The following is a 25,489-nucleotide window of genomic DNA, read 5'->3' as shown; positions in this document are numbered from 1 at the left end:
TTATGGTTTGAAGAGTTTGTTTTGTGCGGTGAGCTTTCGGCATAACAGAGATTTACATTAAGAAGACCTAAGAGAGATAGGCCTTTGCTTTGTTTTGGTGCAGTGAAGAATAATGGATTTGGCGAAGTTCTAACGGTAAATTTTTTGAGCCCACTTAGTTAAACCTGATGCGACACTGCCAAAGTAATCTCCATCAAGTAATTCTACATCCATGCCGAGTTCTTCTTTAACAGCTGATAATACGGCTTGTTTTAATACTTGAGATTTAGCACTGCCTCCAGTGATATAAACGATATCGGGTACAGTATTGGCTTGGATTAAAGCTTCTTTGATGAGCTTTTGGATCGATATTTTCGGCTGCTGGATAGATTCAGCGAAATTACTTTGGTTAATGTTTTGTCCTAACTCATCTGCGACATAGTTTAAATCTACCTTGAACGATTCGTTTTGGCTCAACGCAATTTTTGCCAGTTCAGCATCTCGAACAACTCTGTGGTTTAATTTGTCTGCTTGTAATTTTATTAATCGCTGGATTAAGTCGGTAGACTTTGCATCTCGACTTAGCTGTTCTATTGCTAAGCGGTTAGAATTACTGACGAAGTCATTTTGAGCTACAACATCGTTCGTTGCCACTGCGTTCCAGAAAAAAGTTCTAGGAAGAGTGGCGCCTGTTTTATATTCGCTGCCTAAACCAAACAAAGGCATTAAGGTATGGAAGGCTGTGTATATGTCTAGATCATTTCCACCGATTCTGCGACCTGTATGGGCTAAAAAATCTTCTTCCCTGTCTAACTTATCCTTATTTGGCCCCATTTTCACAATAGAGCAGTCAGTTGTACCACCGCCTATATCAACAACTAGCACGACTTTTTCTTGGCTAAGCTGTGTTTCAAAATCTATACCTGCAGCAAGTGGTTCATATAAAAAGTCAACATGGCTGAAGCCACAACGTTTAGCACAACGGGTTAATATTTCGATTGCTTGCTGGTTACTTTTTTGACTATCTAAACCTTGAAAATTTACAGGGCGACCAATGACAACTTGGCTTAAACTTGCACCCAATTTGAGTTCTGCTTTATGTTTAACCGAAAGCATTAGAGCCGTTGTAATATCTTCAAAAAATTGAATCTGGTTATTCTGCAAACCTTTAGCACCTAAAAATGATTTAGGTGATTTGACAAAATAACCTTCTTCCGGAAACTCAATATATTCTGAGATTGCTTCACTGCCGACAAAGGTGGTTTGTTCACTCGCTGTGAGATCGTGCTGTTGTCTTAGATGAGCAATTTTATTTAGACTTGCTTCTCTAGAGCTTTGATACTCAGCTAGTTCGGTTTTATTGCTGCTTTGAGCAATTAACTTATGAACATAATCGACAATAAAACCACGGTCAAAAGCATACAAAGTTGAAGGCATAAAGGGGCTATCATTTTCAAGTGGGATTAGCTTGATTATCTCTTCTAACTTAACCCCAACGGCACAATGAGAGGTTCCAAAATCTAATCCACAAAACATACTTCACCCTTTATCAAACTTCAAAAATATTGAAACTAGGCATTATACCTTTGATGCTTAGAGAAGCTAGCTGATTTAGGTTTATAGCTTGAATAGATAAGTCTTATTCTAGTTAAGGTTTGTTAGAATTGATTACTAGAAATTTAGATGAGAAGTGATTTTTACACGACTACTGCTTACTTGGTTCGTACGACGCTTTGCGCATTGGCCTTTTTGGGTCTCCACCAAGGTTTTCTATTTTTCCAGCGCTTTGGCGGTCCTGTTTCAATTAAGGCTTCAACTGTAGTTTGGTCTTGGTTAGTGGGTTTGAATCTTTCATCTTTGACAATGAATTTAACATCATTTGCTGTTTCTTGAATCTCGATGGGAATTAACCACAAACTCCAACGATTCGAAAAGTCGTGTTCAAAAGCCGAGCTCCACCAATTGCCATGCTTATCTTTAAATAAATTACCGTTACCTGCATGCTTGATAGCCATTCTCCTATGGCTAAACTCGGCATTAATATCCTTAGAAATAGAGTAGTATAAATCGTAACTGTTATCCGCTTCGTACCCATACCGACCGGACGCCATATGAACAAAAAAGTGCTTGAGTTTGTATATACTAATACCCTCATAGCCTATCTCATGCTGGCCTTTGGCTGTCAATTTTTTGAAGCTTTTGGGTACCAGCAGCATTTCACTATTTAATTGAATCATATTGTCCGATTGCCAAAAGTAATAAGTTTGGTTGTTGTGTCTAAATAGATGTGGGTCTATTCCTGATTTACTCACTGCAGGTAATGCCATATATGGGCCTTCTGGCTTCCCACTGGTACTTTTTAATAACCCATGGCCGCCTAAATTCATACTATGAGGTATCCACCAAGTATTATTAATATAGTGTAGCTCTGGTGACCATATTGCCCTTAGATTTTTAAATTCAGGATGCAGTATTTTTTGCTCTAAATGCCAACTGCTTTGTTTGATGCCGTCTCGGTATAAATCCCAAACTAAACCTAAATCCTGCCAATCAATTAGGTTTTCACTTCGCCAAATTTTAACTCCAATTTGCGACCCCCAATGACTCCCAGCAGTTGTCCCAGTTAAATAATAGTAGCCATCGTCAGCAAGCGTGATATATGGACTTCTTAGTTTGACTTTAAATGCCTCGAATGCGATATCATGCTGTTTTATTAAACTTAGTTTAGATTGCTTAGATAAAGCATTATACTGGGCGGCTTGAACCGGACTCATACCTATCCAGCTGAATGTAAATAGCCAGATAAAGCGAAAAACACTCTTGTATAAGCTGGAGTCGAGTCGAGGCACGTATTTACCTTATTTCAAGTTAAGGTTTTAAGTATAACTCTCGGAGCAAGGCTCAACAGTTAACTTTTCATAAGTTTAGTTAAACTGAAACCTAACTTTTTGTTGGCGCTTGTGTCCATTTACTGAATTGTAATTTGGCTACCCAAGCTTAAAAGAGCACCTAATATGATTAGGGCGGCTAGTAACCTTTTTGGAACTTTCTTTATATGCGATTAGATAAATATTTATGTGAATCAACGGAATTCACCCGAAAAACAGCCAAAATGGCGATAGCAGCTGGGGATGTTGAAATTGACGGTGTGGTGGTTACTAACCCCGCAACTAAAGTAACAGCAGAAAGTCATGTGCAATTTAGAGGGGCAGATTTAGGCGTTGTTGGTTTAAGGTACATTATGTTGAACAAACCAATTGATACTATCTGTAGTACAGTGGATAGTGAAGATTATCAATCGGTTTTATCTTTACTTGAAATTGAAAAACCTGAGCGTTTGCACATTGCTGGTAGATTAGACGCGGATACGACAGGTATGGTGTTAATTACGGATGATGGCAAGTGGTCACATCGAGTAACCTCACCTAAGAAGGCTTGCGGTAAGACTTATTTAGCCGAGCTCGCTGAGCCTATGGATGAGGCTGCTCAGGCAGAAGCGATCGAGTTATTTGAACAAGGCTTTATGCTTAAGAGTGAAGATAAGCCTACTTTACCTGCTCAATTAAAGTTTATTCACCCTGATTATGCAGAAGTGACAGTGATGGAAGGACGCTATCATCAAGTAAAAAGAATGTTTGCAGCGATTGGTAATAAAGTAACTTATTTACACAGAGCGCAAATTGGTGAGCTAGATTTGGCGGATTTAGAACCATGCGAATGGCGCTATTTAACCCAAGATGAAGTCGATCTATTCTAATATCGACGCCCATTCAATTGTGTACATTTCAATTTGGAATAGCCTAACTTATTGGACTGCAATTAACTCTTTGGTTAAATGCTCAACTACTTCAGCCGCGGTTAAATTATTTTCCCAATAATCTTGAATCGTTGTTTCTAAAATAAAAGAGACGATATCATTGGAAGATGATAAAAATGAAGGCGCAAGTGAATTTGGTTTTTTTATAATACTGGCAACTAACTGAGCGCATTCATCAAATACCTTCATCTCTATATTTCGTAATATAGGGATGGAGCCTTTTGCCAAATTATATTTAATTTGTACCTTCTCACTGATAATTGGCTTAATAAAACTATCTTTGATGATGTCTAGGCTAATCTTGTTATTACGTGGAAAAATGAATAGATCAGAGCCGTAAAGTGCTATATCTTTATTTCCAGGTGCCATAGTGCAATTAAACTCTTTGCCCAGCTCTAAGCCTAAATGTTGTAATTCAGCTTTAGCCCAGTCACCAGTTAACCAGAGTGCTACTTCATTGTTTGCAAACCGCTTAGCCATAGCTTTAGCATTGAAACTATATTGATTAACGAAAGGTTTTACCTTGTCTAGTAACTTAAAAGATTGAGTTAAAAGACTGTTTAATTCTTTATAGGTTAGCTGATTTTCCATGAGTTTTTTGTAAGTATCAATGCTGGATTGAGCTAACACAATTGTATTCCAGAGTAATATTCTATTTCTTGGCGTATTACCTATCGACAAAGGACTATAGCCGCTAGCTTGAATTTTTGGCGCTATTTTTAAAAACTCGCGCCAAGTTTTAGGTGGTGTCATATTTAACTGGTTGAATATTTTGGTATCTACCCAAAGCATGTTTCTAGTGTGAATATTGATTGGTAAAGCCCAATACTCACCTTGGTGAGATATATCGTTAAGTATTTGAGGTAAAATGATTTCTCCCCAATTTTGTTCAACCGCAATTTGATTTAGTGAATTTAAAACCCCTAATTCACCCATTAAGTTAAGCTCTGGTCCAGCAAACCATTGAGATATGGCAGGAGAGTATCCATGAGCTATTCTTTCTGATACATATTCTCTATTTTTTTGTATATGGATAAACCTTGGACTGAGGGTTGACTTATCGGATTGAGTTGCATTTAATAATATGTTTAATGCATTGATTTCACTTGTAATATGCCAACTATGAATTAATTCTAGTGAAGGACGTTCAGGGTCAGCAGCAAAGCTATAGGGCATAATTAAAGTAAATATTAAGACGCAAAAAGTTCTAGTTGTTATCATCTGATTTTGCCTTTTTGTCTTTATACATGGCGATGTCAGCATGTTTAAATAACTCACTCAAATTTTTACCATGTGCGGGATAGTTTGCATAGCCTATGCTGGCATCAACACTTAAAGGCTGATTTAAGTTTGCTACCTTGATTGGTGTTGTGACTGCGTCTTTAATCTTTTCTAAGATATTGAATAACTGTCTTTCAGTTTCCACTTTCATTAAGCAAATGACAAACTCATCACCACCAATACGTGAGACAAAATCGTCTTTTCGAACCATACTCCTCAATTTCTTAGCGGTTTCAACTAAAACTATATCTCCGACATCATGGCCAAATTCATCATTTATCGGCTTAAATTTATCTAAATCTATAACCAATATTGAAAATCGAATTTTATTATTTGGTTGGGTAAGTTGTTTGACTCTCATCTCAAGTTCGTAGCGATTAACTAATTTAGTCAAGGGGTCTGTCGTTGCAATTTCTTGTAATTGGTTGCGAGAAGAGTCAAGTGCATCATGCTCAGAGTGTAATTGGCGGAGCAAAGGTCTAAAAATGTAGACCATCTGCAATGAGATTGTGAGTAAAATAATGACATTGAAAAACAGCAGTAAGTTCTTCATTAGATTAATGTATTTATCTGAGCTATTAATCAAGTCGTCTAAGTAAATTTGAATTCCCCGCATTAAAGTGGATTGTTCCGAAGTAATTAGGTACAGGGTGCTCCAACGCCGATATCGTTTTTTTAGGTTTATTGGACTCGTGCTAATTAGAATGCTCACTTGTTGCTCAAATCTATCTAGTTGATTAGATAGCTTATAGGGGGCTTCGTAGAAATAATGGAAATTTTTTACTTTATCGATTAGAAGCGATTCACGAGTAAGCTGTTTAGATTCTTTTCTTGCTTTTGCGAGCTGGGCAAGTGAGTCTTTTAAGCCGAGCTGAATTTTAGTGAGTAAAAATAGGTCAAGTTCGTCTTTTTGTATTTCGTTGAAAAAATAACGGGCATCTGAAGCGACCCGCTCTAAGGTATTCTTTTGGTGTATGATAGCTTGAGCTAGCTTGAATCTATGCTCTTGGTGCATAGACATAAAGCTGAAAACGAGACTATTAATTATGACTAAGCCAGAAATGGTTAACGCGGCTAACCAGTTCGTTTTATTTAATTTTCCGATAGCCCGGTCAGCTAATTCGGTACTTAGCTTAGTCATATGGTTTACCTAGCTGATGGCCTTTTCTTGATTGATTAGTGTTAAAAACTCAGCTTTAGGCACAGGCTTAGCAAAATAATAACCTTGAAATACAGGGCATTTCATTTGTATTAATCTGGCTAATTGAAGTTGAGTTTCGACCCCTTCGGCAACAACTTTTAAGCCCATATGGTGGCCAATAGAAAGCATAGACTCTAGTAAAGGAGGTCTATCATTCGTTTCTAGTTCATCGATAAAGGTTTTATCTATTTTTAAAATATCCAATGGTAGGTTTTTTAAATAAGCTAGTGAGGAGTAACCAGTCCCAAAGTCGTCCAAAGCGACCTTGATACCAAGAGATCTTATCTCAGACAATTTTTTAATTGTTTCTGTTATATCTGTTAATACAGCGCTTTCTGTCACTTCCAGCGTAATCTGGGTTACATCGATTTGAGCCTCTGAAATCATGGCTAGCATAGATGGCACAAAATCAGGGCGGGCAAATTGCCATGCCGAGACATTAAGTGATAAGTTTCCTCTAAAGTTAGGGTTATTAGCTAAAAACTCAAAGCCTGTTTTTAATACCCAATCACCTATCTGGTTTATGAGCCCTGTTTCTTCGGCAATCGGAATAAATTTAAATGGCGGTATCATGCCTTTTTCTGGGTGTATCCATCTAATTAAGGCTTCTGCGCCGACAATTTGTTCTGCTTGGTTATATTGAGCTTGGTAATAGAGTTCAAATTCATTATTACTTAAAGCTTGTCTTAACCCTGTTGTTATATTCAGCTTTTCGCTGACTTCCTCGTCCATTTGAGGCTGATAAATTAGAAAACGACCGCGATTGTTTTGTTTTGCTTTGTTTAAAACGATTTCCGCCACTCTAAAAGCATCAAGATCTGTACTGGCGTTATCTGGCAATAATACAACGCCTATGGTTGCAGTCATTTCCAGCATATGATCGCCAATATCAATTTCTTGATGAATTAACTCGTTTATTTCATTGGCTATTTTTTCAATAAATGTAGTTGAATTTGACGGCGGGGTATCAAAGATGACGACAAACTCATCTCCGCCAATTCGAGCAATAAACTCATTAAGAGGACGGTTTTGTCTCAATCTATTCCCTATGGTTCTAATGACTTCGTCACCAAGATCATGACCAAGGGCATCATTAATTGTTTTGAATTGGTCTAAATCTAGTAATAGTAAAGCGACTGTTTTTTCATGATTTAATGCATCTTGTATTTTTTCGTGCGCAACGGCTCTGTTCGGAAGATGGGTTAAGTAGTCCTCATAGGCCATTTTCTTGATTTTTTCTTCTGTTTGATAGCGTTTCATCTCGCTACTGACGCGATTAGCAAAAATCGTCATCACTTGATTAAGATAAGAGACGCTACAGAAGGGGAGTGAATTCATAGCCGCTATTACACCAATGACTTTACTATCGACGGTAATAGGTGCGCCAATATAGCTGTCTACATCTAATTTTTGTAACTCATCATTTTGGCTAAATGATTGTTTTAGATGATTGGGAAAGCTGATGACTCTGTTACTAAAAACGGCTTCGCTCGGTGTGTTGTGTAATTTAAATGAGATATTGGGTGTGATATTACCGTTGACACAAACCGCTAGCGTTTCTAAATTATTTTGCTTTTTGAGCGCTATGTAAACATAGGTTGAGCTGATGATGCGAGATAAGTTTTGTACCATCTGAATCGCGAGTTGCTCTGCGGTACTATGGTGTGCTTCTGCTGCGATAAAGTTTAGCGCATTTTCAACATACATTTTATCCGTGACATTCTCGAGCCTAAGCACAAATCGGCTGAGGTTTTCTTTATCTCGATTGAGCGCGAATAAATTTAGCTGAAACCACTCAGATCGCGTAACGGAAAGGTGCTTTATTTGACTGCTAGGTGTGATATTGAATGGACCTAGCTTAACCAAATCTTGAATTGAGATTAGTTCCAAAATGTTATCTTTAACACCTAGCTCCTCTAGAAAATCAAATACATTTAAGTTAGAAAAATCGCTACTTTGCCAGAGCATTTCAGCGTTTCTATTATGTTGTTCAACCTTTCCTTGAATATCAACTAGCAGAGTTGCAACTGGCGCTTGCATAAATACTTGAGATAGCTTTTCATGCTCAAGCGAAATAACGTCTTTAGCTGCATTCGTTTTTTGTAGCTCTATTTGGCTTTGTTTTAACTGACTTCGCTTTTTCGAGCTATCGAATGCAACGACTAAGCTTAAAGTTAACAACATAAAGCAACCCACAAAACCAGCTATATATACATTGTTATTTAAGCTGTGGTCGATTAATTGTCCCCAATAGCTGCTATAAAACAAAAGCAAAATGAATAAAGTAACAATTGCTGAAAATACTTTTCGACCATGTTGCCATGCAATGAAGCAGCGTAAGATAGACCAGAGACAAAAGAGACCAGATACCGCACCAATTAACCACCTATGTTGTCCTGTATCACCAATTACTTTATATAAATCAGTTTGAGCAAAATTTGAGAACTCGACTAATTGGATTTTGTTTGTATCTGCAAATCTCATGGTATAGATTTCTTGATGATTGAGTATGATTAAAAAAACACATAAACAGGACAAAATGAGTAGGCCGAATTGCCAGAATTTTTGTTGACTATACAGTGCGATAAATAGATAAAAAGCAGGCAGCAAAAGGAAGACTAAATCCGTTTGAAGCCTGAGCATTATGACTGAGCTTTCTAATTCTTTAGTGGAAAAGTATAAACCAGAGGTAAATTGATAGGCGCCAAAAATAGCAGAAATTATACCAATACTTGCGTAAATTGCTTTAAGTTGAGGGCGTTGGGCATAGGTTGCAGTGATAAACATAAAACCACAGGTTGCGACCATAAGCCCAGATGTTAGATAAAAAAGCGCAATCAACATTTAAAAGTGACCTTTGTTAGGTTTATTAAGCTCTGATTTATTAATTGTTGGTCGAAGAGCTTGCGGATACGGCAGCTAAAACGCCGAAATGACTTAAATCGAGTATAGTAAAGAATAGAGTTTGCGCTAAATTTTGAGTGTTTATTTATGCTAAATAATGACTTAGACGAATAAATTAAAAAATGAAAACTTAAATTTAATTTGAATAGGAGGAGGGGAGTTGGAGATAATTAATATAAAATGAGTAAGCTAATCAGGTTAGATTAGCTTACTCTAAAAGCGATTTGTTATAACAGTTTGCGCTGTTCTAGCAATGGCTTAGGGCTACTTAGCTTGCTCACGAGCAATCGCTCTGTAAGCAATATCGTTGCGTTTTGATACATCTTTCCAGTCAACTTTATTCGCTAAAACATAAGCTTTTTTCTGGGCGTCAGTAACAGAGTTACCCATAGCGGTTGCACATAATACACGGCCACCATTTGTTACCACTTTACCGTCTTTCATCGCTGTACCAGCGTGGAAAATTTTGCTATCAACACCTTCATCTTCAGGCAAGCTGATAACATCACCTTTGTTGTACGCAGCCGGATATCCGCCAGCGGCTAACACGACACCCACAGCAGGGCGCGGATCAAACTCAGCTGTTTTTTCATTTAATTTTTGTGCTTCAGCAGCTAAACAAAGTTCAACTAAATCAGACTGTAAACGCATCATGATAGGTTGAGTTTCTGGATCACCAAAACGACAGTTATATTCGATTACTTTTGGAATGCCATCTGCACCAATCATTAAGCCAGCATATAAGAAACCAGTATATGGGTTATCTTCTTTTGCCATACCTTCAACAGTAGGTTTAATGACTAGATCCATAATTTTATTGAACATTTCATCTGTTACTACTGGAGCTGGAGAATAAGCGCCCATACCACCAGTGTTAGGACCTTGGTCGCCATCTAACGCACGTTTGTGATCTTGGCTTGTGGCCATAGGTAGAATGTTTTTGCCATCGACCATGACGATAAAGCTAGCTTCTTCACCTTCTAGAAACTCTTCGATAACTACGCGGTTGCCTGCATCGCCAAATGCGTTACCTGCGAGCATATCTTTAACTGCATCGTTTGCTTCTTCGTTTGTCATAGCAACAATTACGCCTTTACCCGCGCATAAACCATCAGCTTTAATAACGATAGGCGCGCCTTTTTCTTCAATGAAAGCAAGGGCCTCATCAATTTGAGTAAAGGTTTGGTACCAAGCGGTAGGAATGTCGTGACGCGCTAAGAAATCTTTAGTGAATGATTTAGAGCCTTCCAACTGAGCGGCTTTTTCGGTTGGACCAAACACTTTTAATCCTGCAGCGCGGAATGCATCAACAACACCTATAACTAATGGTGCTTCAGGGCCAACTATAGTTAGCTCAATATCATTATTTTTTGCAAAATCAACTAGTGCTGAAATATCATCAACCGCAATTGAGATGTTCTCTAATTTATCTTCGATTTCTGTACCTGCGTTACCAGGTGCGACAAAAACTTTTTCAACTTGAGCTGATTGAGCTGCTTTCCATGCTAGTGCATGTTCACGGCCGCCATTACCTATTACTAATATTTTCATTTTTACCTCTATCTAAACCAAGTCGCTGAGCAAGCTTGGTTTGTATATTCTAAATTGGTTTTTTAAATTTTAATGTGAATCTGTCGCTTTCACCTATTGCTAGGTATTTAGCTTTATCTTGTTCACCTAATCTTAAAGCGGGTGGTAAAGTCCAAACCCCTTTAGGGTGATCAGCTGTGTCGTTTGGATTCGAGTTTATTTCGCTGGTTGCAACTAACTCAAAACCTGCTTGCTCTGCCCATTTTATTGCTAGGCTTTGTTTTATATAGCCAGAGCTTTTGTTATTAGCTTGGTCTTGGTGTTCAGGCATCCTATGATCAACAACACCTAATATGCCGCCAGGCTTTAATGCTTTATAAAAACTTTTATAGGCATTAATTGCAGCAGCTTCACCGCCATTGATATACCAGTTATGTAAATTTCGAAAGGTGAATATTCTATCTGCACTGTTGTCAGGTGCAATTTGAGCATCTTGGGCTGAAACCGCAGGGTTAAACTCAGTCAAGATAACATTTTGATACACAGCTGAGCTATTAAGCTTATTGTTATATTTTTTTAAGTTTTTAGTGAAGTATTTGATTGGACTATTAGCTGGAAAATGTGCTGCGTAATATTTGCCTCTTGGTTTTAATAAAGGCGCAAAAATTTCGCTATACCAACCAGCCCCAGGCCAAATTTCAACCACGGTATGCTCTGGTTTTAGCTCAAAAAAGTCGAGTGTTTGGATCGGGTTTCTATACTGGTCTCTTGCCGAATTTGCTTGGCTTCGATGTGAAGTATCTGCTGATTTTATCGACTCTACTAGCTTACTATCACTACTTGAACTGATATTTGAGGTAGACGAACAGGCTGCTAAAGCGCAAGATAGCAGGATACAACTGAGCTTAAATGTTTTAGTTGTCATAGGTCTAGACTTTTCGTTTATTTGGTTATTAGAGTGGAACAGAATCATAAACTAGATAAACTAAAACTGCTAAGAAAAATCAAATACAAAAAATATAACAATGAACTTAGACTTGTTAAAGGTTAAGAAAAATAAAGCTAAGTCACCTTAGCGCCTTAGCTTTACTTATATTCTCAATGTATTTTAGTGGCGGAAGTGACGCATACCAGTAAATACCATTGCCATGCCATGCTCATCTGCTGCTGCGATAACTTCTTCATCGCGCATTGAACCGCCTGGTTGAATAACTGCCGTTATGCCTGCTTCTGCTGCTGCATCTATACCATCACGGAATGGGAAAAATGCATCAGATGCCATTACAGAACCTGCAACTGTTAAGTTTTCATCGGCTGCTTTAATGCCTGCAATTTTAGCTGAGTATACTCGGCTCATTTGGCCAGCGCCAACACCGATTGTTTGGTTGCCTTTAGCGTAAACAATTGCGTTCGATTTAACGAATTTAGCGACTTTCCAACAGAATAATAAGTCTTTCAATTCTTCTTCAGTTGGTTGCTTTTTACTTACAACTTTTAAGTCGTCTAAGCCAACCATACCTTGGTCTCTGTCTTGAACTAATAAACCGCCATTTACGCGTTTTAAATCTTGTTCTGTTGTTGTTGTAGACCACTCACCACATTCTAAAACGCGAACGTTTTGTTTCGCAGCTACAACTTCTAGTGCCGCAGCTGAAACTTTTGGTGCAATAATAACTTCAACAAACTGACGAGAGATGATCGCTTCAGCTGTTTCTGCATCTAGCTCTTGGTTAAATGCTATGATGCCACCAAATGCTGATGTTGGATCAGTTTGATATGCTTTTTCGTAAGCGGCTAAAATATTTTCGCCTAATGCCACGCCACAAGGGTTTGCGTGCTTAACAATTACACAAGCTGCTTCGCTGAATTCTTTAACACATTCTAGTGCGGCGTCTGTATCCGCTATGTTGTTATAAGATAATGCTTTACCTTGTAATTGCTTAGCTGTAGAAACCGAAGCTTCTTGTGCATTCTTCTCAACATAGAAAGCCGCGTTTTGGTGGCTGTTTTCACCGTAACGTAAGTCTTGTTTTTTGATGAACTGAGCGTTGAAAGTACGTGGGAATTGACTGCCTTCTGCTTTTTCTTCATGGTAATCAGGTACCATTTTACCGAAGTAGTTAGCTATCATGCCATCGTAAGCTGCAGTGTGCTCGAACGCCGCGATCGCTAAATCAAAACGAGTTTGGTAAGTTAAAGAGCTTTCGTTTGCTTTCATTTCAGCAATAACACGATCATAGTCTGACGCGTTTACAATAATAGTAACGTCTTTATGGTTTTTCGCTGCAGAACGAACCATAGTTGGACCACCGATATCGATATTTTCAATCGCATCTTCTAACGAACAATCAGGGTTAGCAACCGTGCTAGCGAATGGATAAAGGTTAACCACAACCATATCTATGCCTTGAATGCCATGCTCAGACATAACCGCATCATCTTGACCACGACGACCTAAGATGCCACCGTGAACTTTTGGATGTAAAGTTTTAACTCGGCCGTCCATCATTTCTGGAAAGCCAGTGTAATCAGAAACTTCGGTTGCTGGAATTTGGTTTTGTTGAAGTAATTTAAAAGTACCACCCGTTGATAATATTTCAACGCCGTTTGCAGCTAATTGACTTGCAAATTCTACAATACCAGTTTTATCTGAAACGCTGATTAAAGCGCGTTTGATTGGTCGTGCATTATCCATTGTATGTTTTTTACCTTAAAGCGATTAATTTGAATAGTTTGAAACAAAAAAAGCACCTAACGGTGCTTTTTAAAACATGTATTACTTAGTTCATGCCGTATTTTTTTAACTTTTTACGTAAAGTACCACGGTTAATGCCTAACATGTTTGCAGCACGAGTTTGGTTGCCGCGGGTATAAAGCATAACTTCTTCTAATAAAGGAGCTTCAACTTCAGAGATAACTATGTCATAAAAGTTATCTATGTCTTGACCATTTAATTGTGACAAGTAGTTAGTCACTGCTTGCTTTACAGAAGCGCGTAATGGCTTTTGGTTTTGCTCTTGAGTAGCTGCTGGTGTACCCGTTGTAAGTACAGGAGAAACATTTTGATCAAACATAATAACTGCTCTTCTCTAATTGTTATTGACTAGATTTTCAAAAAATAAATTTAAGCTGTCGAGTTGCTCGGTGGCATCTACAATAGCGTTAAATTCTTTACGATAGCCATCCATTGCGTTTAATTCTTTTAAATACCAAGCAACGTGTTTTCGCGCCATACGATAGCCTTTTTCGTTGCCATAGAACTGATGCATTGCATCTATGTGACGTATCACTAGATCACCAATTTCCCTAATTGATGGCCGCTCGGGCACTTCACCATGTTCTAAATAATGGTTAATTTGATTAAATAACCATGGGCGACCTTGTGCACCGCGACCTATCATGATTGCGTCTGCACCGGTCAAATTTAATACCTGCTTTGCGCGCTCTGGTGAACAAATGTCACCATTGGCAATAACCGGTATTGAAATGCTTTGCTTTATTTGCTGAATAGTTTCAAATTCAGCTTCGCCTTTAAATAGGCAAGCTCTTGTTCTTCCGTGCACTGTTAATGCTTGGATACCTGCTTGCTCAGCAATTTTCGCTATTTGTACACCGTTTCTGTTTTCCGGATCCCAGCCTGTCCTTATTTTTAAACTGACAGGGACATCAACGGCGTTCACAACAGCTTGTAAAATTTTTTCAACTAATACTGGGTCTTGTAATAAAGCAGAGCCAGCTAATTTCTTATTAACTTTTTTAGCAGGGCAGCCCATATTTATATCTATGATTTGAGCACCAGTCGATACATTATGTTGTGCGGCCGCAGCCATTAAATCGGGATCACAGCCTGCAATTTGTACAGAGCGAATACCTGTATCACCAGTGTGATCCATTCTAAATTTTGATTTTTCAGTTGCCCAAAGTTTAGGGTTGCTTGAAAGCATTTCCCCAACGGCTAACCCAGCACCATATTGACGACAAATCTGTCGAAAAGGTCTGTCGGTTACACCAGCCATAGGCGCAAGCACCAATGGATTTGAAAGTTTATAATTGCCAATTTGCATGATGAAAATCGATTATCTAAACACGGCGCTAGCTGAAAAGGGCGGCTAGTTTAACTATTTTTAGTTAGAGTGCAATGCCTATTTTTTAATCAATAGTGATTTTTTTTTGTCAAGATTATTCCAGCAATAAATTTAAAAAAAACTGAAATATTTTTTGCTTATTTGTAAAAAAAGGTGGGCTAAAGTAAAAGAAAATTGAAATCTTTTATGCAAAGAATGAACGCGAGCTGCTTTAATTTTTCAGTTTGATATAAAAAAACCGCATTAAAGCGGTTTTATTATTGAGTGATTAGACTTGAGCTTTTACTTGGTTTAGATTAACCAGAATACTAAAAACGCAATTAAACTTGAAATACCAAAAAATGCGTATTCTACACGCGCCATAATTAACTGGTCGCGAGTTTCAGCTTTTTCAGTTGCACCTAATACAATAAAGGTAATTGCTAAGGCTAAAGTCAGTAAAGTGGCGTTCACTTCGATTGCACTAATGATATTTTCCATTGTATTTCTCTGCTGTAAGGTAAAGATAACTCAACTGCAACAAGTGTAGTTGGGAAATTTAAATCTGCATTTCTAAAATGTTTTTACACCGATTCGCTAATAAAATGAATCAGCGAGCTTGGTAGATTTAGGTATAATGCGTAAAATTGGCGACATTGTAATTAACCAGGGCAATAAATCCAAGTTAATTATTAAAAATTAATGATGTTGATCAATTAACTATCAAAATGGAAATAGATGTCTAAATTAAAACACCAAGTTGAAATTGCGAGCTACGGTATCTACGAAAGTTGGCAAGAAAAAAGTAAAAAATTACCAAAAGTGAAGGACTTCTCCACAGATGTACCTGCTGAAATAGATGTTGAATTTGGTATGGTGGTTAATTTTAAAAAAGCCAAAGGTGAAAAAATTCGATATTGTATTAATCATCCAGATATACCAAATGAAGATGGTGAGATCATGCCGCCCTTTGATGGAGAAGAGTATGTGGGCAATAATAATTGGGATTTTTATCTAGGTGATACGATTTGGGCGCCAATAGAAAATAAATTGGGTGATTGGCGCATGACGATAGAGCTAAAAGGCAAAGTAGTGGCAGAAAAAACATTTAATTTGTATTTAGAAGCCGAAAATAACGAAGTTACATTTTGGAAAAAACGTGGTTATTAATTCAAGTCTTAGTCAGTATTTAAATAGCGCCATTATGAAAATTGCAGCGGGCGATAAAAATCCGACCTTAAAATATAAGAATAACAGGTAAGGGCATGACAAAAATTGCAGTGACCCCACATCCAGGTGCGAGAAAGTGGTTATATAAAAATGTGACTCATATAGATGAGTTTGTTGATGAGATAGATATTAAAAATATTAATGCGGGTGATCAAATCTATGGTGAATTACCCGTACATTTAGCTGCCGCTATTTGTGATAAAGGGGCAGAATTTTATCATTTGTCGACTTCGCCACACCACGCTATGACTTATGAATTTGAACAATTTAAGTTAGCTCAACCTAAATTAGAAAAATTTTACATTAATAGCTTAACCAAACCTGCATTACCAGCCTTAGTTAAATCAAGTAGCGCTAAATTGGCAGCCAAGTTTAAGCGTATAAAGAAAAAGCATCTAGGTATTCGTAAAGCTGATTTTAAATTAGCGTTATATGCGTTATTAACAGCCGCTGGAGTTGCCAGTTTTGCCGATGCGTTATCTGGTATATTGTTATTTCAAAACCAGCTACAACATTGGTTTGATTTAGATAAAGAATGGTTTAAACAGCATTACACTATTTATTGGATTATCGAGCTAGGTTTTGGCCTTTGTTTATTCATGTGGGCTTCATGGGCGCTTAGGTTACAGGCTAAGAACTGGATCCCTATCCGAGATGTAAAAAGACAAGCTGAAGATAAAAGATATGCAGGTCTTATTTTAAGTCTTTCTTCTGGTTTTCGTTTCGAACACAAGCAAGGTGATTGGTTTTTCATTAAGCAGAAATATGGTGACCCTATCGAAGTTAAATTAAGCGGAGATTTAGAGCAAGATATTCAGTTACTCGAACCTTTAAAAATTCAATGGGAATTAATTTTACGTACGATTAGGTCGCAAGCTGTCGGTCATGATGCTTTGTTGCAGCGAGTTTCACTTCTGGGTTCGCAAGATTGTAGTATAAAAAATAGAGAAGGTAAGGTTGAACGCATCTCACCGGGTACTTATCCATTTATAAGTAATGCCTTAAAAGTTCTCTCAATATACCCTGAATTTAGAAATATTTGTTTTGAGCATTACCCTGTACCTATCCCGCCCAATGATATTGAAGCCTATTACAATGCTTACTTAAAAATCGCAAATAATTGGGTCGATAATCATAAACTGCAAGAAGAAGAAATTTTAATTGATATTACGGGTGGTAAATCACTCAATAGTGTTGCAGCAGCATTAGCCACTTTGCATAACAAAATGCAGTTTCAATATGTTGACACAAATAATCTAAACGACGTTTTAGTTTATAAAATGGAATACAGGCAGCAAAATATCTAATGACGGCATACTCAATAAACAATACGTTTGCGGTTGATGCTGATGCGTCACAATTAATACTCTGGCCAGAGCAAGCTCATTTGTTTGATCGTGAAAAAGCATTTTTAATTGCGGGTTCAGGTTCTAATTTACTTTTTGTCGACTCATGTTTTGATGGTCAAGTAATACTGAGCGGCAACCAAACCTTTAGGTTGAGTGAAACGTCTGAACATTATGTCGTTGAGTTAGGTGCTGGGTTAAATTGGCATCAAACCATTATACGATTGTTAGACTTGGGTATTTATGGCTTGGAAAACCTAGCTTTGATTCCGGGAACCGTTGGCGCTGCACCTGTCCAAAATATAGGTGCTTACGGCGTTGAATTTAGCGACTTTTGCTACCAAGTCGATGTGATTGACTTGTCGGCTACCGAAAAACAGACAAGCTGTGATGGGACTGCTTTTACTTTATCGAATGAAGAATGTCAGTTTGGCTATCGAGATTCGGTATTTAAGCATAAATTGAAACAGAGATATTTAATTCACCAAGTGACATTGCATTTAACTAAAAATTGGCAAGCTAACCTTAACTATGCCCCTTTGAATCAACTTAATCTAGATGCATCAGCAAAACAAATTTTTGACTTAGTTTGCCAAGTAAGAACACAAAAACTACCAGATCCAAACGAAATACCAAATGCAGGTAGTTTCTTTAAAAATCCTATCATTTCCACAGCAGAAGCTGAAAAATTGAAACAATCCGACCCAAACTTGCCTGTCTATCCGATCCTAGATTCAGATCAAGTTAAAGTTGCTGCGGGTTATTTAATCGATAAAACGGGACTAAAAGGATTTCAATTAGGTCAAGCGGCTATTCATGACAAGCAGGCTTTGGTGATAGTAAATAATGCAAAAGCGGACGGTAAGCAAATAGCTGAGTTGGCTAAGTATGTTAGGTTACAAGTCTTTCAACAATATGGGATTTGGTTAGAACCTGAAGTCAGGTTTATTCGTGCCCAAGGGGAGGTTGATGCAGTCGCCTTTCTTGACGCCTTAGACTACTGAGCTAATGATGACAATGGAAAATACAATAGAGAAAAATTTAGGCCTAGTTATTGGCCAAAATACAAAGCAAGCCGAAAAAAATTTGGCTTTATTAGATGCTTTAGCGGATAACCAGTTTCATTCAGGTCAAGCCTTGGCTAATCAGTTTGGCATTAGTCGTGCTAGCATTTCTAATTGGATCAATAAACTACGTCAAGCTGGCGTTGCAATACATTCAGTGTCAGGTAAAGGTTATTGCTTTCCAGAGTACGTACGCCCTTATGATGTTAACCAGTTAAAATCTGAGTTGGATGGCGCTGCGGAAGGTGAGTTGATTAATGCTAAGTTTTTATTCGATTATCAAGTTGAGTCGACTTCAACCAATGAAACCGTGAAAACTTTATTCAAAACTACGCTTCATCGACCCATTTTAGCCACTACTGAAAAACAAACCCAAGGACGCGGGCGTAGAGGGCGAGTTTGGCACTCACCCTATGCTCAAAATTGCTATCTAAGCTTAGGTTACCGATTTAATGCCGCATTATCTGAACTCTCTGGCTTGAGCTTAGTAGTGGGGTTGGCATTTGCAGAAGCCCTTTCAGAACTTAATTTTCCTGTTGAATTAAAATGGCCTAACGATTTGTATTTAAATGGTAAAAAGTTAGGTGGCATTTTAGTCGAGCTAGAAGGTACATTTGATGCGCCTTGTGATGTCATTATAGGGGTAGGATTAAATGTAAATATGCCACTCAATGATGATGGTACTGAGCAGATTGATCAAGCTTGGACAAGTTTATCGCAATATAAAGGTGAAGTGGTCGACCGAACCCATTTGTTACTCATTATCATACCTAAACTGGAAAGCTTTTTGGCTATTTTTGAACAGCAGGGCTTTACCAAGTTCGCTCAGCTGTGGCCGCAATACGACAGGTATATTGATCAAGCCGTAAATATTATTAGCGCGGAAAAGGTGATTACTGGCATTGCACAAGGGATTAATGAACAAGGCGAATTATTGCTTCAAACTGAGCAGGGCTTACTTAATATTAGTGGCGGTGAGATTTCACTAAGGCCTGTTGAATGATAGTGTTATTAATCGATCAAGGGAATACTAAAGCAAAGTACGCTTGGTGTGACGTGATAGAAAATAAAAAACATCAAGCGAGTGGATTTTTTTCCTCAGCGCCAATCATTCACTCAATCGAAGAGCAAGCTTTAGTTGGGCTAAAACCAGATAGAATTTTAATGGCCAGCGTAGCTAGCGAAGCAAATCAAAAGGCAATTAAATCGAGCGTTCAGGAGATCTACCCTAAACTGGCGCTGGAAATCATTACTACTCCAACTCAAGCGTACGGTTTAACCAATGCTTATCAGGCACATACTCGTTTAGGAGTTGATAGATGGCTTGCTATGCTTGGTGCGAAAGCAACTACAGATAAAGCCTTCATTGTGATTGATGCCGGTACGGCAGTTACTTTAGATGTGGTTGATAAACAAGGTAATCACCAAGGAGGATGGATATTACCTAATGTTAACTTTTGCGCGGAAAGTTTGGCGAATAGAGCGGGAAAGATCGAACTGAAACAATTAAACCCTATTAGTATTAGTTTAGGAAGAGTCACAGAAGATTGTGTTTATAATGCTTTGTATGCCAGTCATATACAGTTGATTAAATCTCAATATAACGAGCAAATAACAGGGGAAAAACCTTTAATCTTACTGGCAGGTGGCGACGCTCAGCTATATTTAGAGCTATTACAACAAGAGCAGGTCCCTGCTAAAATTGTTACCAATTTAGTTTTTCTTGGAATGCTCGAGTATTTGTCTGATTAACTATCACATCACTGGAGATTGACTTGTTTGCTATTCTCCTTACTCACTTCTACTTCCCTCTTAGCATACTCTTTAACGGTAAAGCTTTATATCTTACAACCTGAGCGCTAACGCTACTATAGCGCAATTTATAATTGATTGAATTTGCAGCACAGCGAACTAGATACTACCTTATATAAGATAGTAACCATCTTTGTGACAAGTTTATTGTTAGGTGTGAAGCCTTTTCTTTTTGTGCAGAATTTACCTTTCGGGTTCAAAACCTTATGTATTCGAGCATTAGTTTGTTAATTATTGATGACGATGAAGTTGATCAATTAAGCATTATAAGAGCGTTAAATAGTGCGGCTCAAAACTTTACAATTAGTAAAGCGAGTAGTGCGACTGAAGCTATGGAGAAAATAGATCAAACTTCATTTGATATTATTTTACTGGATTATCGTTTACCGGATTTGAATGGGATTGAACTGCTAAAGAAGATTCGTCAAAGCAGCACAGATCATAAAGCTATAGTGATGTTAACTGGAGTTGAGAACGCTAAATTAGAGCGCCATGCTTTAGAAGCAGGTGCCCAAGAATTTTTATTAAAGAACGAAGTGACAGCAAAGCGACTGTTAAGATTGGTGGAACAAGCCCAACACAGGTATGAGTTAGAAGTTAAATTAAAGCAAAGCCGAGAAGCGTTAAAACAATTAGCTGAGAAAGATAATTTAACCGGAGTAGCAAACCGATATTTTTTAGAAGAGACTCTGAATAACGCGGTAGCACGAGCCGAAAGGGGGTCAGGCAAGCTAGCTGTGTTGTTACTTGATTTAGATAATTTTAAGGAAGTTAATGATACCTTGGGGCATAGCGCCGGCGATGCACTATTGGTTGAAGTATCGAGACGATTAGGTCAGGTCGTCAGAAATAGCGATTTTCTTGCTCGGTTTGGTGGCGATGAATTCGTTATTTTAATTGAAGATAAAGATGCCAACTTACGTTACATGCAGCTTATTGAGCGTATTTATCAATCATTATCCCAGCCAATCGTACTGGGTGGAAATCAATTTAAAATATCAACTAGCATAGGCGCAGCTGTATATGGGACTTGCGCAAACAATGCGGAAGACCTATTAAAATGTGCTGACATTGCAATGTACCGTGCAAAACACTTAGGGAAAAACCAGAGTCAATTTTATACAGACACCTTGCACGAAGAGGTCATTAAGAAAGGTAAAATTGAGCATGATCTTAGCCAAGCAATCGAAAGAAACCAACTTGAACTCTACTATCAGCCCTTGTTGCGGCCTGCTAACTTGAGTTTAGGTAAGATTGAAGCTTTACTTCGTTGGAATCACCCTGATTTGGGCGTTCTTCAACCTAAAGCCTTTTTACCGCTCGCGGAAGAGTTGGGTTATATGTGTGAAATTGGTAATTGGGTAATTGAAAATACCTGTAAACAAATTAAACACTGGCTAGAGCAACCACAATTAAATCAAAATCGGTTTACGATTTCAGTTAATTTGTCCGCGATACAGTTACAAGATGATAGTTTTATTAATTTTGTTGAGGCTGCAATTAAACACTATCAGATCCCAGCTAATTGCTTAGAATTTGAAATTACAGAACACACACTAATTGGCGCTCCTGAAAGTGCAGGGGTATTACTTAGCAAATTATCTAATCTGAATGTTTATATTGCGTTAGATGATTTTGGTACTGGTTTTTCATCTTTTGATCACTTAAGGCTATTTCCAATAGATGTGATGAAGATAGACTCAACCTTTTTAGTTGGTGTCGGAGAAAATGAAAAAGCAGAAAAACTGTTATCCGCTATTGTTCAGTTGGCTAAAACATTAGAACTGGAAGTGGTTGTTGAAGGCATTGAAACAGAAGCCCAAGCTAAATTTTGTAGCCAATTACCAATAGATTATTATCAAGGCTTTCATTTTTATGAGCCTCTGAGCTTGGATAAATTTTTGGAGATACAGTGGGGAAAATAAATTTAAAAAATTGATAACTGATAGTCAGAACTTAGTAATAAATTTGGATATCTTAAATATGTTTTGTCCGAATCGCTCTCTCATGTATACAATACTTCCATCAAAGAATCCCACCACTTTTAACTTTAAGGACAGAAAGTTGAAGAAAACGATAATAATGTTCTCTTGTGTTTTATTAATAGCTTGTGCGAGCCGAGGTGTGGTCTCAGGAGCCTATAAGGCATTCGCTAACTCAGATTACTATGAAGCAATTCGTAAAGTTGATAGAGCACTGAATGTTTACCCAGATAGCTATAGCCAAGAACAAAAAGCCCAATTAATTATGTTAAAAGCTGACAGCTTGAGTTTGTTAGGAGAAACCAGCCGAGCCAATAGTTTATATCAACAGCTTGCGATAAATTTTTCTACTACCCAAGCGGGAATATCTTCGAGCAGTTTTATTATTGAAAATCCAGAGCTTGAGTTTATTGTTAGTCAGCAATTAAGTATCGATGAAGGCGAAACTAAAGGCCTCGATACCTGTGAAAGCCTAGCGAAACAAAAAGCAACTGAATACTTTGGCGTTACGCTAGAAAGTGAAGCGACAATTAGAGAGAGTTATCAAAAAAATAATGATGTCGAGACAAGTCAAACTGAGGTTGAGTCAAGTATTATTAGTAGCGCGAAAGCCAAAGTAAAATTAACGAGCTTGAAGCAAACAGCAAGACACCAAAAAGGTAAGATTTTGGTGCACTGCGTTTATAAAGCGGTTAAATATCAAACGGCAAAAGATCAAAATGGCATTGGGTAGCTCTTGATCACTTGATTGATACTATCAATTACCTCTTGCTCTAGTGTCATCGAATAAGCTTGGATATTTTGTTTGAGCTGTTCGACAGATGTCGCACCAATAATAGTGGATGAAACCCCTTCAAATTGATAAATATAAGCCAATGCCATTTGCCCTAAGTTGAGCTTATATTTATCTGCAACTTGCTTAAAGGCGATAATTGCTTTGTCAGTATGCAGTGTATCTCTAAATAGACCGTTACGTTGAACCATAGACCAGCGAGTATTGTTCGGTCGCGCGCCATTAACATATTTACCCGTTAACGCTCCGCCAGCAAGTGGCGACCAAGGTAAATATGAAACGCCTTCATTAATACAGGTTTCAAGTACATAAGGGTTGTCTTTTAGGTGCAACAAATTAAATTCATTTTGAATGGAGACTATTCTTGCTAAATTATGTGCTTCACTTAATTTTAAAAATTGGTTGATACCCCAGGGCGTTTCATTGGATAAGCCACATGCCCTTATCTTACCGGCTTTAATTGATTCATCTAATGCTTCAAGAATGGCTAGCATCATGTCTGTTTGCTCCGCAGAATCAACCGCAGAAAGATTTAATCTATTAGGCCAGTGCTTGCCAAAATGTGGGGAATTTCTATTGGGCCAGTGTATTTGGTATAAATCTAGATAATCTGTTTTTAATCGAGTTAAAGATTGTTCAAGTGCGTGTTTTACAGTTTCTTTAGTGAGGGGGCTGCCTTCTCTTATCCAATTAATGCCAGGACCAACTGCTTTTGACGCTAAAATAACTTTATCGCGGCGACTTGGATCTTGGCTGAGCCAATTACCAATGATGGTTTCAGTCGAGCCAGATGTTTCAGGTTTAGGCGGAATAGAATACATTTCGGCAGTATCAATAAAATTGATCCCCTGACTAAGTGCATAATCTAGTTGCTCAAAAGCTTGCTGTTGAGAGTTTTGGCCACCCCAAGTCATAGTACCTAAACAAACTTGAGAAACCTGTATCTGACTTTTGCCAAGGTTAATGTATTGCATATAAGAATTCGTCAACAATTTATAAAATAACGGATTGATATTGTTAAGCGAAAAGTTCAATAATTCAAGAATGAATTAAATCAGAAGAATAGGGTATTAATGTCAAAGTTTAATGTAGGACTCAATATTAGTATTGGATGTATTTTTGTAGTGTTCGGCTATTTACAGATAAATGATAGAAGTCAATATGGCAACAGTGACTGGTGGATATGGCTATGTTTGTACTGGGCCGCTGGAATAATGAGCATTGCAATAATTAAATATAAGAGGGTTAAGCAATATATTAATTGGTTTTGTGGCTTATTCTGGGGATGTTTATTGTTTAAATTACAAGACCAGCAAGGTAATTTACAGCCACAACAATTAAACCCAATGAAAATTTTTGATGAGCTGACTGGTGCTATGTTGCAACAAAGTAATGAATCACTGGGTTTATTATTAGTCTGTTTATGGTTTAGCTTTCTAGCTTTTAAACAAACGTCGTTAGACCCTAGATGATGTTTTGTATAAATAAACAGCATAAATTGACGCCATTGTTCGAAATATCAGCGAAAAGATAAAATAATGTTTTTTTTATCAAAAAAACCTTGCAACAACCCAAAGCTTTCAATAAACTTCGCGGCAACTTTTTGATAGTGCCGACTTAGCTCAGTTGGTAGAGCAACTGACTTGTAATCAGTAGGTCGCCAGTTCGATTCCGGCAGTCGGCACCAGTCAAAAATGGAAAAGTTTTAGGAGGGGTTCCCGAGTGGCCAAAGGGATCAGACTGTAAATCTGACGGTTCTACCTTCGCTGGTTCGAATCCAGCTCCCTCCACCATATTCACGCATGAGTTCATCTCTAGATTGCGAGCATCGTATAATGGCTATTACCTCAGCCTTCCAAGCTGATGATGCGGGTTCGATTCCCGCTGCTCGCTCCAAATCGCTGATATAGCTCAGTTGGTAGAGCACACCCTTGGTAAGGGTGAGGTCCCCAGTTCGAATCTGGGTATCAGCACCAGAGCTGTTCTATTTCCGTGGCGTGTTTTTCTTGAAATTGTATTGAGCATACTGCTCATCGACGAATATTTGAGGTCCTAAGATGGCTAAAGAAAAATTTGAACGTACGAAACCGCACGTTAACGTTGGTACAATCGGACACGTTGACCACGGTAAAACAACTTTAACAGCAGCAATCTCTACTGTACTTGCAAAAGTGCACGGTGGTGAAGCTAAAGATTTCGCATCAATCGATAATGCTCCAGAAGAGCGTGAGCGCGGTATCACAATCAATACTTCACACGTTGAGTATGACACGCCAATCCGTCACTACGCACACGTAGATTGTCCTGGACACGCGGATTATGTTAAGAACATGATCACTGGTGCTGCTCAAATGGATGGTGCTATCTTAGTAGTATCAGCTGCAGACGGCCCAATGCCACAAACACGTGAGCACATCTTGTTATCACGTCAGGTTGGTGTACCTTACATCATCGTATTCATGAACAAATGTGATATGGTAGATGAC

The 25,489-nt window shown here is 38.1% G+C and carries 22 protein-coding genes and 4 tRNA genes; 14 read left to right on the top strand and 12 right to left on the bottom strand.

Translation table 11 applies throughout. The annotated features are described in order from the left end of the window. Window positions 1-129 precede the first annotated feature (129 nt). Both yegD and XM47_RS07635 read right to left on the bottom strand, forming a co-directional pair. A complete protein-coding gene (gene yegD / locus XM47_RS07640; protein ID WP_048691335.1) occupies window positions 130-1,515 on the bottom strand; it encodes a molecular chaperone in 1,386 nt (461 codons plus the stop codon). Window positions 1,516-1,691: 176 nt separating this feature from the next. Further along, on the bottom strand, window positions 1,692-2,753 hold the full coding sequence (locus XM47_RS07635) for a family 43 glycosylhydrolase (RefSeq protein ID WP_048691334.1): 1,062 nt from the start codon (window positions 2,751-2,753) through the stop codon (window positions 1,692-1,694). A 281-nt stretch (window positions 2,754-3,034) separates the two neighbouring features. Here XM47_RS07635 and XM47_RS07630 point away from each other — a divergent pair, with 281 nt between their 5' ends. Continuing rightward, window positions 3,035-3,736, top strand: coding sequence for a pseudouridine synthase (locus XM47_RS07630; RefSeq protein ID WP_048691333.1), 702 nt, complete (start codon window positions 3,035-3,037; stop codon window positions 3,734-3,736). Between the two features lie 48 nt (window positions 3,737-3,784). On the opposite strand, the gene XM47_RS07625 is transcribed toward XM47_RS07630, so the two are convergent. The 9 genes from XM47_RS07625 to XM47_RS07585 all read right to left on the bottom strand — a co-directional run bounded on the left by XM47_RS07625 (window position 3,785) and on the right by XM47_RS07585 (window position 15,277). Continuing rightward, complete coding sequence (locus tag XM47_RS07625) at window positions 3,785-5,017, bottom strand: ABC transporter substrate-binding protein (protein WP_048691332.1); 1,233 nt, start codon at window positions 5,015-5,017, stop codon at window positions 3,785-3,787. After that, entirely contained in the window at window positions 5,004-6,218 is a 1,215-nt protein-coding gene (locus XM47_RS07620) for a GGDEF domain-containing protein (RefSeq protein WP_048691330.1), read from the bottom strand. Before XM47_RS07620 ends, XM47_RS07625 begins: the two co-directional genes overlap by 14 nt. Window positions 6,219-6,227: 9 nt before the next feature. Beyond that, window positions 6,228-9,122: a sensor domain-containing phosphodiesterase gene (locus XM47_RS07615; RefSeq protein ID WP_048691328.1), complete on the bottom strand. Its 2,895-nt coding sequence runs from the start codon at window positions 9,120-9,122 to the stop codon at window positions 6,228-6,230. Between the two features lie 324 nt (window positions 9,123-9,446). Further along, on the bottom strand, window positions 9,447-10,733 hold the full coding sequence (gene purD, locus XM47_RS07610) for a phosphoribosylamine--glycine ligase (RefSeq protein ID WP_048691327.1): 1,287 nt from the start codon (window positions 10,731-10,733) through the stop codon (window positions 9,447-9,449). Window positions 10,734-10,782: 49 nt separating this feature from the next. Then, window positions 10,783-11,637, bottom strand: a complete 855-nt coding sequence (locus XM47_RS07605; protein ID WP_048691326.1) for a class I SAM-dependent methyltransferase — start codon at window positions 11,635-11,637, stop codon at window positions 10,783-10,785. Between the two features lie 183 nt (window positions 11,638-11,820). Beyond that, window positions 11,821-13,407 (bottom strand): bifunctional phosphoribosylaminoimidazolecarboxamide formyltransferase/IMP cyclohydrolase, encoded by a 1,587-nt coding sequence (purH, locus tag XM47_RS07600; protein ID WP_048691325.1) that lies wholly within the window; start codon window positions 13,405-13,407, stop codon window positions 11,821-11,823. A gap of 85 nt (window positions 13,408-13,492) precedes the next feature. Continuing rightward, window positions 13,493-13,786, bottom strand: coding sequence for a DNA-binding transcriptional regulator Fis (gene fis / locus XM47_RS07595; protein WP_048691323.1), 294 nt, complete (start codon window positions 13,784-13,786; stop codon window positions 13,493-13,495). 15 nt (window positions 13,787-13,801) lie between these two features. After that, a complete protein-coding gene (dusB, locus tag XM47_RS07590; RefSeq protein WP_048691321.1) occupies window positions 13,802-14,776 on the bottom strand; it encodes a tRNA dihydrouridine synthase DusB in 975 nt (324 codons plus the stop codon). Window positions 14,777-15,088: 312 nt separating this feature from the next. Then, window positions 15,089-15,277, bottom strand: a complete 189-nt coding sequence (locus XM47_RS07585) for a hypothetical protein (protein WP_048691320.1) — start codon at window positions 15,275-15,277, stop codon at window positions 15,089-15,091. Window positions 15,278-15,514: 237 nt separating this feature from the next. Here XM47_RS07585 and XM47_RS07580 point away from each other — a divergent pair, with 237 nt between their 5' ends. The 7 genes from XM47_RS07580 (at window position 15,515) to XM47_RS07550 (ending at window position 22,943) form a co-directional block, all read left to right on the top strand. Then, window positions 15,515-15,946 (top strand): DUF3859 domain-containing protein, encoded by a 432-nt coding sequence (locus XM47_RS07580; protein WP_048691319.1) that lies wholly within the window; start codon window positions 15,515-15,517, stop codon window positions 15,944-15,946. Window positions 15,947-16,041: 95 nt separating this feature from the next. Beyond that, window positions 16,042-17,313: a CRISPR-associated protein Csx16 gene (csx16, locus tag XM47_RS07575; protein WP_048691317.1), complete on the top strand. Its 1,272-nt coding sequence runs from the start codon at window positions 16,042-16,044 to the stop codon at window positions 17,311-17,313. Next, the gene (gene murB, locus XM47_RS07570; protein ID WP_053084527.1) at window positions 17,313-18,356 is read left to right on the top strand and encodes a UDP-N-acetylmuramate dehydrogenase; all 1,044 of its coding nucleotides are present in this window, start codon (window positions 17,313-17,315) and stop codon (window positions 18,354-18,356) included. The genes csx16 and murB overlap by 1 nt, the downstream gene beginning before the upstream one ends. Window positions 18,357-18,369: 13 nt before the next feature. Then, window positions 18,370-19,419: a bifunctional biotin--[acetyl-CoA-carboxylase] ligase/biotin operon repressor BirA gene (gene birA, locus XM47_RS07565; protein WP_048691316.1), complete on the top strand. Its 1,050-nt coding sequence runs from the start codon at window positions 18,370-18,372 to the stop codon at window positions 19,417-19,419. Continuing rightward, window positions 19,416-20,168, top strand: coding sequence for a type III pantothenate kinase (locus tag XM47_RS07560; RefSeq protein ID WP_048691314.1), 753 nt, complete (start codon window positions 19,416-19,418; stop codon window positions 20,166-20,168). Before birA ends, XM47_RS07560 begins: the two co-directional genes overlap by 4 nt. Before the next feature lie 266 nt (window positions 20,169-20,434). Continuing rightward, on the top strand, window positions 20,435-22,153 hold the full coding sequence (locus tag XM47_RS07555) for a putative bifunctional diguanylate cyclase/phosphodiesterase (protein ID WP_048691313.1): 1,719 nt from the start codon (window positions 20,435-20,437) through the stop codon (window positions 22,151-22,153). Window positions 22,154-22,292: 139 nt separating this feature from the next. After that, window positions 22,293-22,943 carry a hypothetical protein gene (locus tag XM47_RS07550; protein WP_149865479.1) on the top strand — a complete coding sequence of 217 codons (651 nt, stop codon included), beginning with the start codon at window positions 22,293-22,295 and terminating at the stop codon, window positions 22,941-22,943. Here the strand turns inward: XM47_RS07550 and XM47_RS07545 are convergent. Further along, entirely contained in the window at window positions 22,925-23,977 is a 1,053-nt protein-coding gene (locus XM47_RS07545) for an aldo/keto reductase (protein WP_077066507.1), read from the bottom strand. The two genes, XM47_RS07550 and XM47_RS07545, sit on opposite strands and share 19 nt — an antisense overlap. Before the next feature lie 99 nt (window positions 23,978-24,076). On the opposite strand from XM47_RS07545, the gene XM47_RS07540 reads away from it, so the two are divergent. From XM47_RS07540 to XM47_RS07515, 6 genes are all read left to right on the top strand, one after another. Continuing rightward, the gene (locus XM47_RS07540) at window positions 24,077-24,475 is read left to right on the top strand and encodes a transmembrane 220 family protein (protein WP_048691308.1); all 399 of its coding nucleotides are present in this window, start codon (window positions 24,077-24,079) and stop codon (window positions 24,473-24,475) included. A 139-nt stretch (window positions 24,476-24,614) separates the two neighbouring features. Continuing rightward, window positions 24,615-24,690: transfer RNA gene (locus tag XM47_RS07535), tRNA-Thr, on the top strand. 21 nt (window positions 24,691-24,711) lie between these two features. Next, a tRNA-Tyr gene (locus XM47_RS07530) sits at window positions 24,712-24,796 on the top strand. Between the two features lie 28 nt (window positions 24,797-24,824). Beyond that, a tRNA-Gly gene (locus tag XM47_RS07525) sits at window positions 24,825-24,899 on the top strand. A 4-nt stretch (window positions 24,900-24,903) separates the two neighbouring features. Continuing rightward, window positions 24,904-24,979: transfer RNA gene (locus XM47_RS07520), tRNA-Thr, on the top strand. Window positions 24,980-25,060: 81 nt separating this feature from the next. Continuing rightward, window positions 25,061-25,489: GTP-binding protein (locus XM47_RS07515; protein WP_048691307.1), on the top strand; the 429-nt coding region annotated here is incomplete at its 3' end.

It is taken from the genome of Catenovulum maritimum (assembly GCF_001050375.1).
Classification (GTDB): Bacteria; Pseudomonadota; Gammaproteobacteria; order Enterobacterales; family Alteromonadaceae; genus Catenovulum; species Catenovulum maritimum.
Note: the sequence above shows the minus strand (reverse complement) of the source record. Positions and strands in the feature narration are given on the sequence as shown.

Coding starts and splice junctions, on each gene's coding strand:
- XM47_RS07540 (WP_048691308.1), top strand. CDS start 24,077: ATGTCAAAGTTTAATGTAGGACTCAATATTAGTATTGGATGTATTTTT.
- dusB (WP_048691321.1), bottom strand. CDS start 14,776: ATGCAAATTGGCAATTATAAACTTTCAAATCCATTGGTGCTTGCGCCT.
- fis (WP_048691323.1), bottom strand. CDS start 13,786: ATGTTTGATCAAAATGTTTCTCCTGTACTTACAACGGGTACACCAGCA.
- yegD (WP_048691335.1), bottom strand. CDS start 1,515: ATGTTTTGTGGATTAGATTTTGGAACCTCTCATTGTGCCGTTGGGGTT.
- XM47_RS07555 (WP_048691313.1), top strand. CDS start 20,435: ATGTATTCGAGCATTAGTTTGTTAATTATTGATGACGATGAAGTTGAT.
- csx16 (WP_048691317.1), top strand. CDS start 16,042: ATGACAAAAATTGCAGTGACCCCACATCCAGGTGCGAGAAAGTGGTTA.
- XM47_RS07585 (WP_048691320.1), bottom strand. CDS start 15,277: ATGGAAAATATCATTAGTGCAATCGAAGTGAACGCCACTTTACTGACT.
- XM47_RS07560 (WP_048691314.1), top strand. CDS start 19,416: ATGATAGTGTTATTAATCGATCAAGGGAATACTAAAGCAAAGTACGCT.
- XM47_RS07635 (WP_048691334.1), bottom strand. CDS start 2,753: ATGAGTCCGGTTCAAGCCGCCCAGTATAATGCTTTATCTAAGCAATCT.
- XM47_RS07620 (WP_048691330.1), bottom strand. CDS start 6,218: ATGACTAAGCTAAGTACCGAATTAGCTGACCGGGCTATCGGAAAATTA.
- XM47_RS07630 (WP_048691333.1), top strand. CDS start 3,035: ATGCGATTAGATAAATATTTATGTGAATCAACGGAATTCACCCGAAAA.
- murB (WP_053084527.1), top strand. CDS start 17,313: ATGACGGCATACTCAATAAACAATACGTTTGCGGTTGATGCTGATGCG.
- XM47_RS07605 (WP_048691326.1), bottom strand. CDS start 11,637: ATGACAACTAAAACATTTAAGCTCAGTTGTATCCTGCTATCTTGCGCT.
- purH (WP_048691325.1), bottom strand. CDS start 13,407: ATGGATAATGCACGACCAATCAAACGCGCTTTAATCAGCGTTTCAGAT.
- purD (WP_048691327.1), bottom strand. CDS start 10,733: ATGAAAATATTAGTAATAGGTAATGGCGGCCGTGAACATGCACTAGCA.
- birA (WP_048691316.1), top strand. CDS start 18,370: ATGGAAAATACAATAGAGAAAAATTTAGGCCTAGTTATTGGCCAAAAT.
- XM47_RS07580 (WP_048691319.1), top strand. CDS start 15,515: ATGTCTAAATTAAAACACCAAGTTGAAATTGCGAGCTACGGTATCTAC.
- XM47_RS07545 (WP_077066507.1), bottom strand. CDS start 23,977: ATGCAATACATTAACCTTGGCAAAAGTCAGATACAGGTTTCTCAAGTT.
- XM47_RS07625 (WP_048691332.1), bottom strand. CDS start 5,017: ATGATAACAACTAGAACTTTTTGCGTCTTAATATTTACTTTAATTATG.
- XM47_RS07615 (WP_048691328.1), bottom strand. CDS start 9,122: ATGTTGATTGCGCTTTTTTATCTAACATCTGGGCTTATGGTCGCAACC.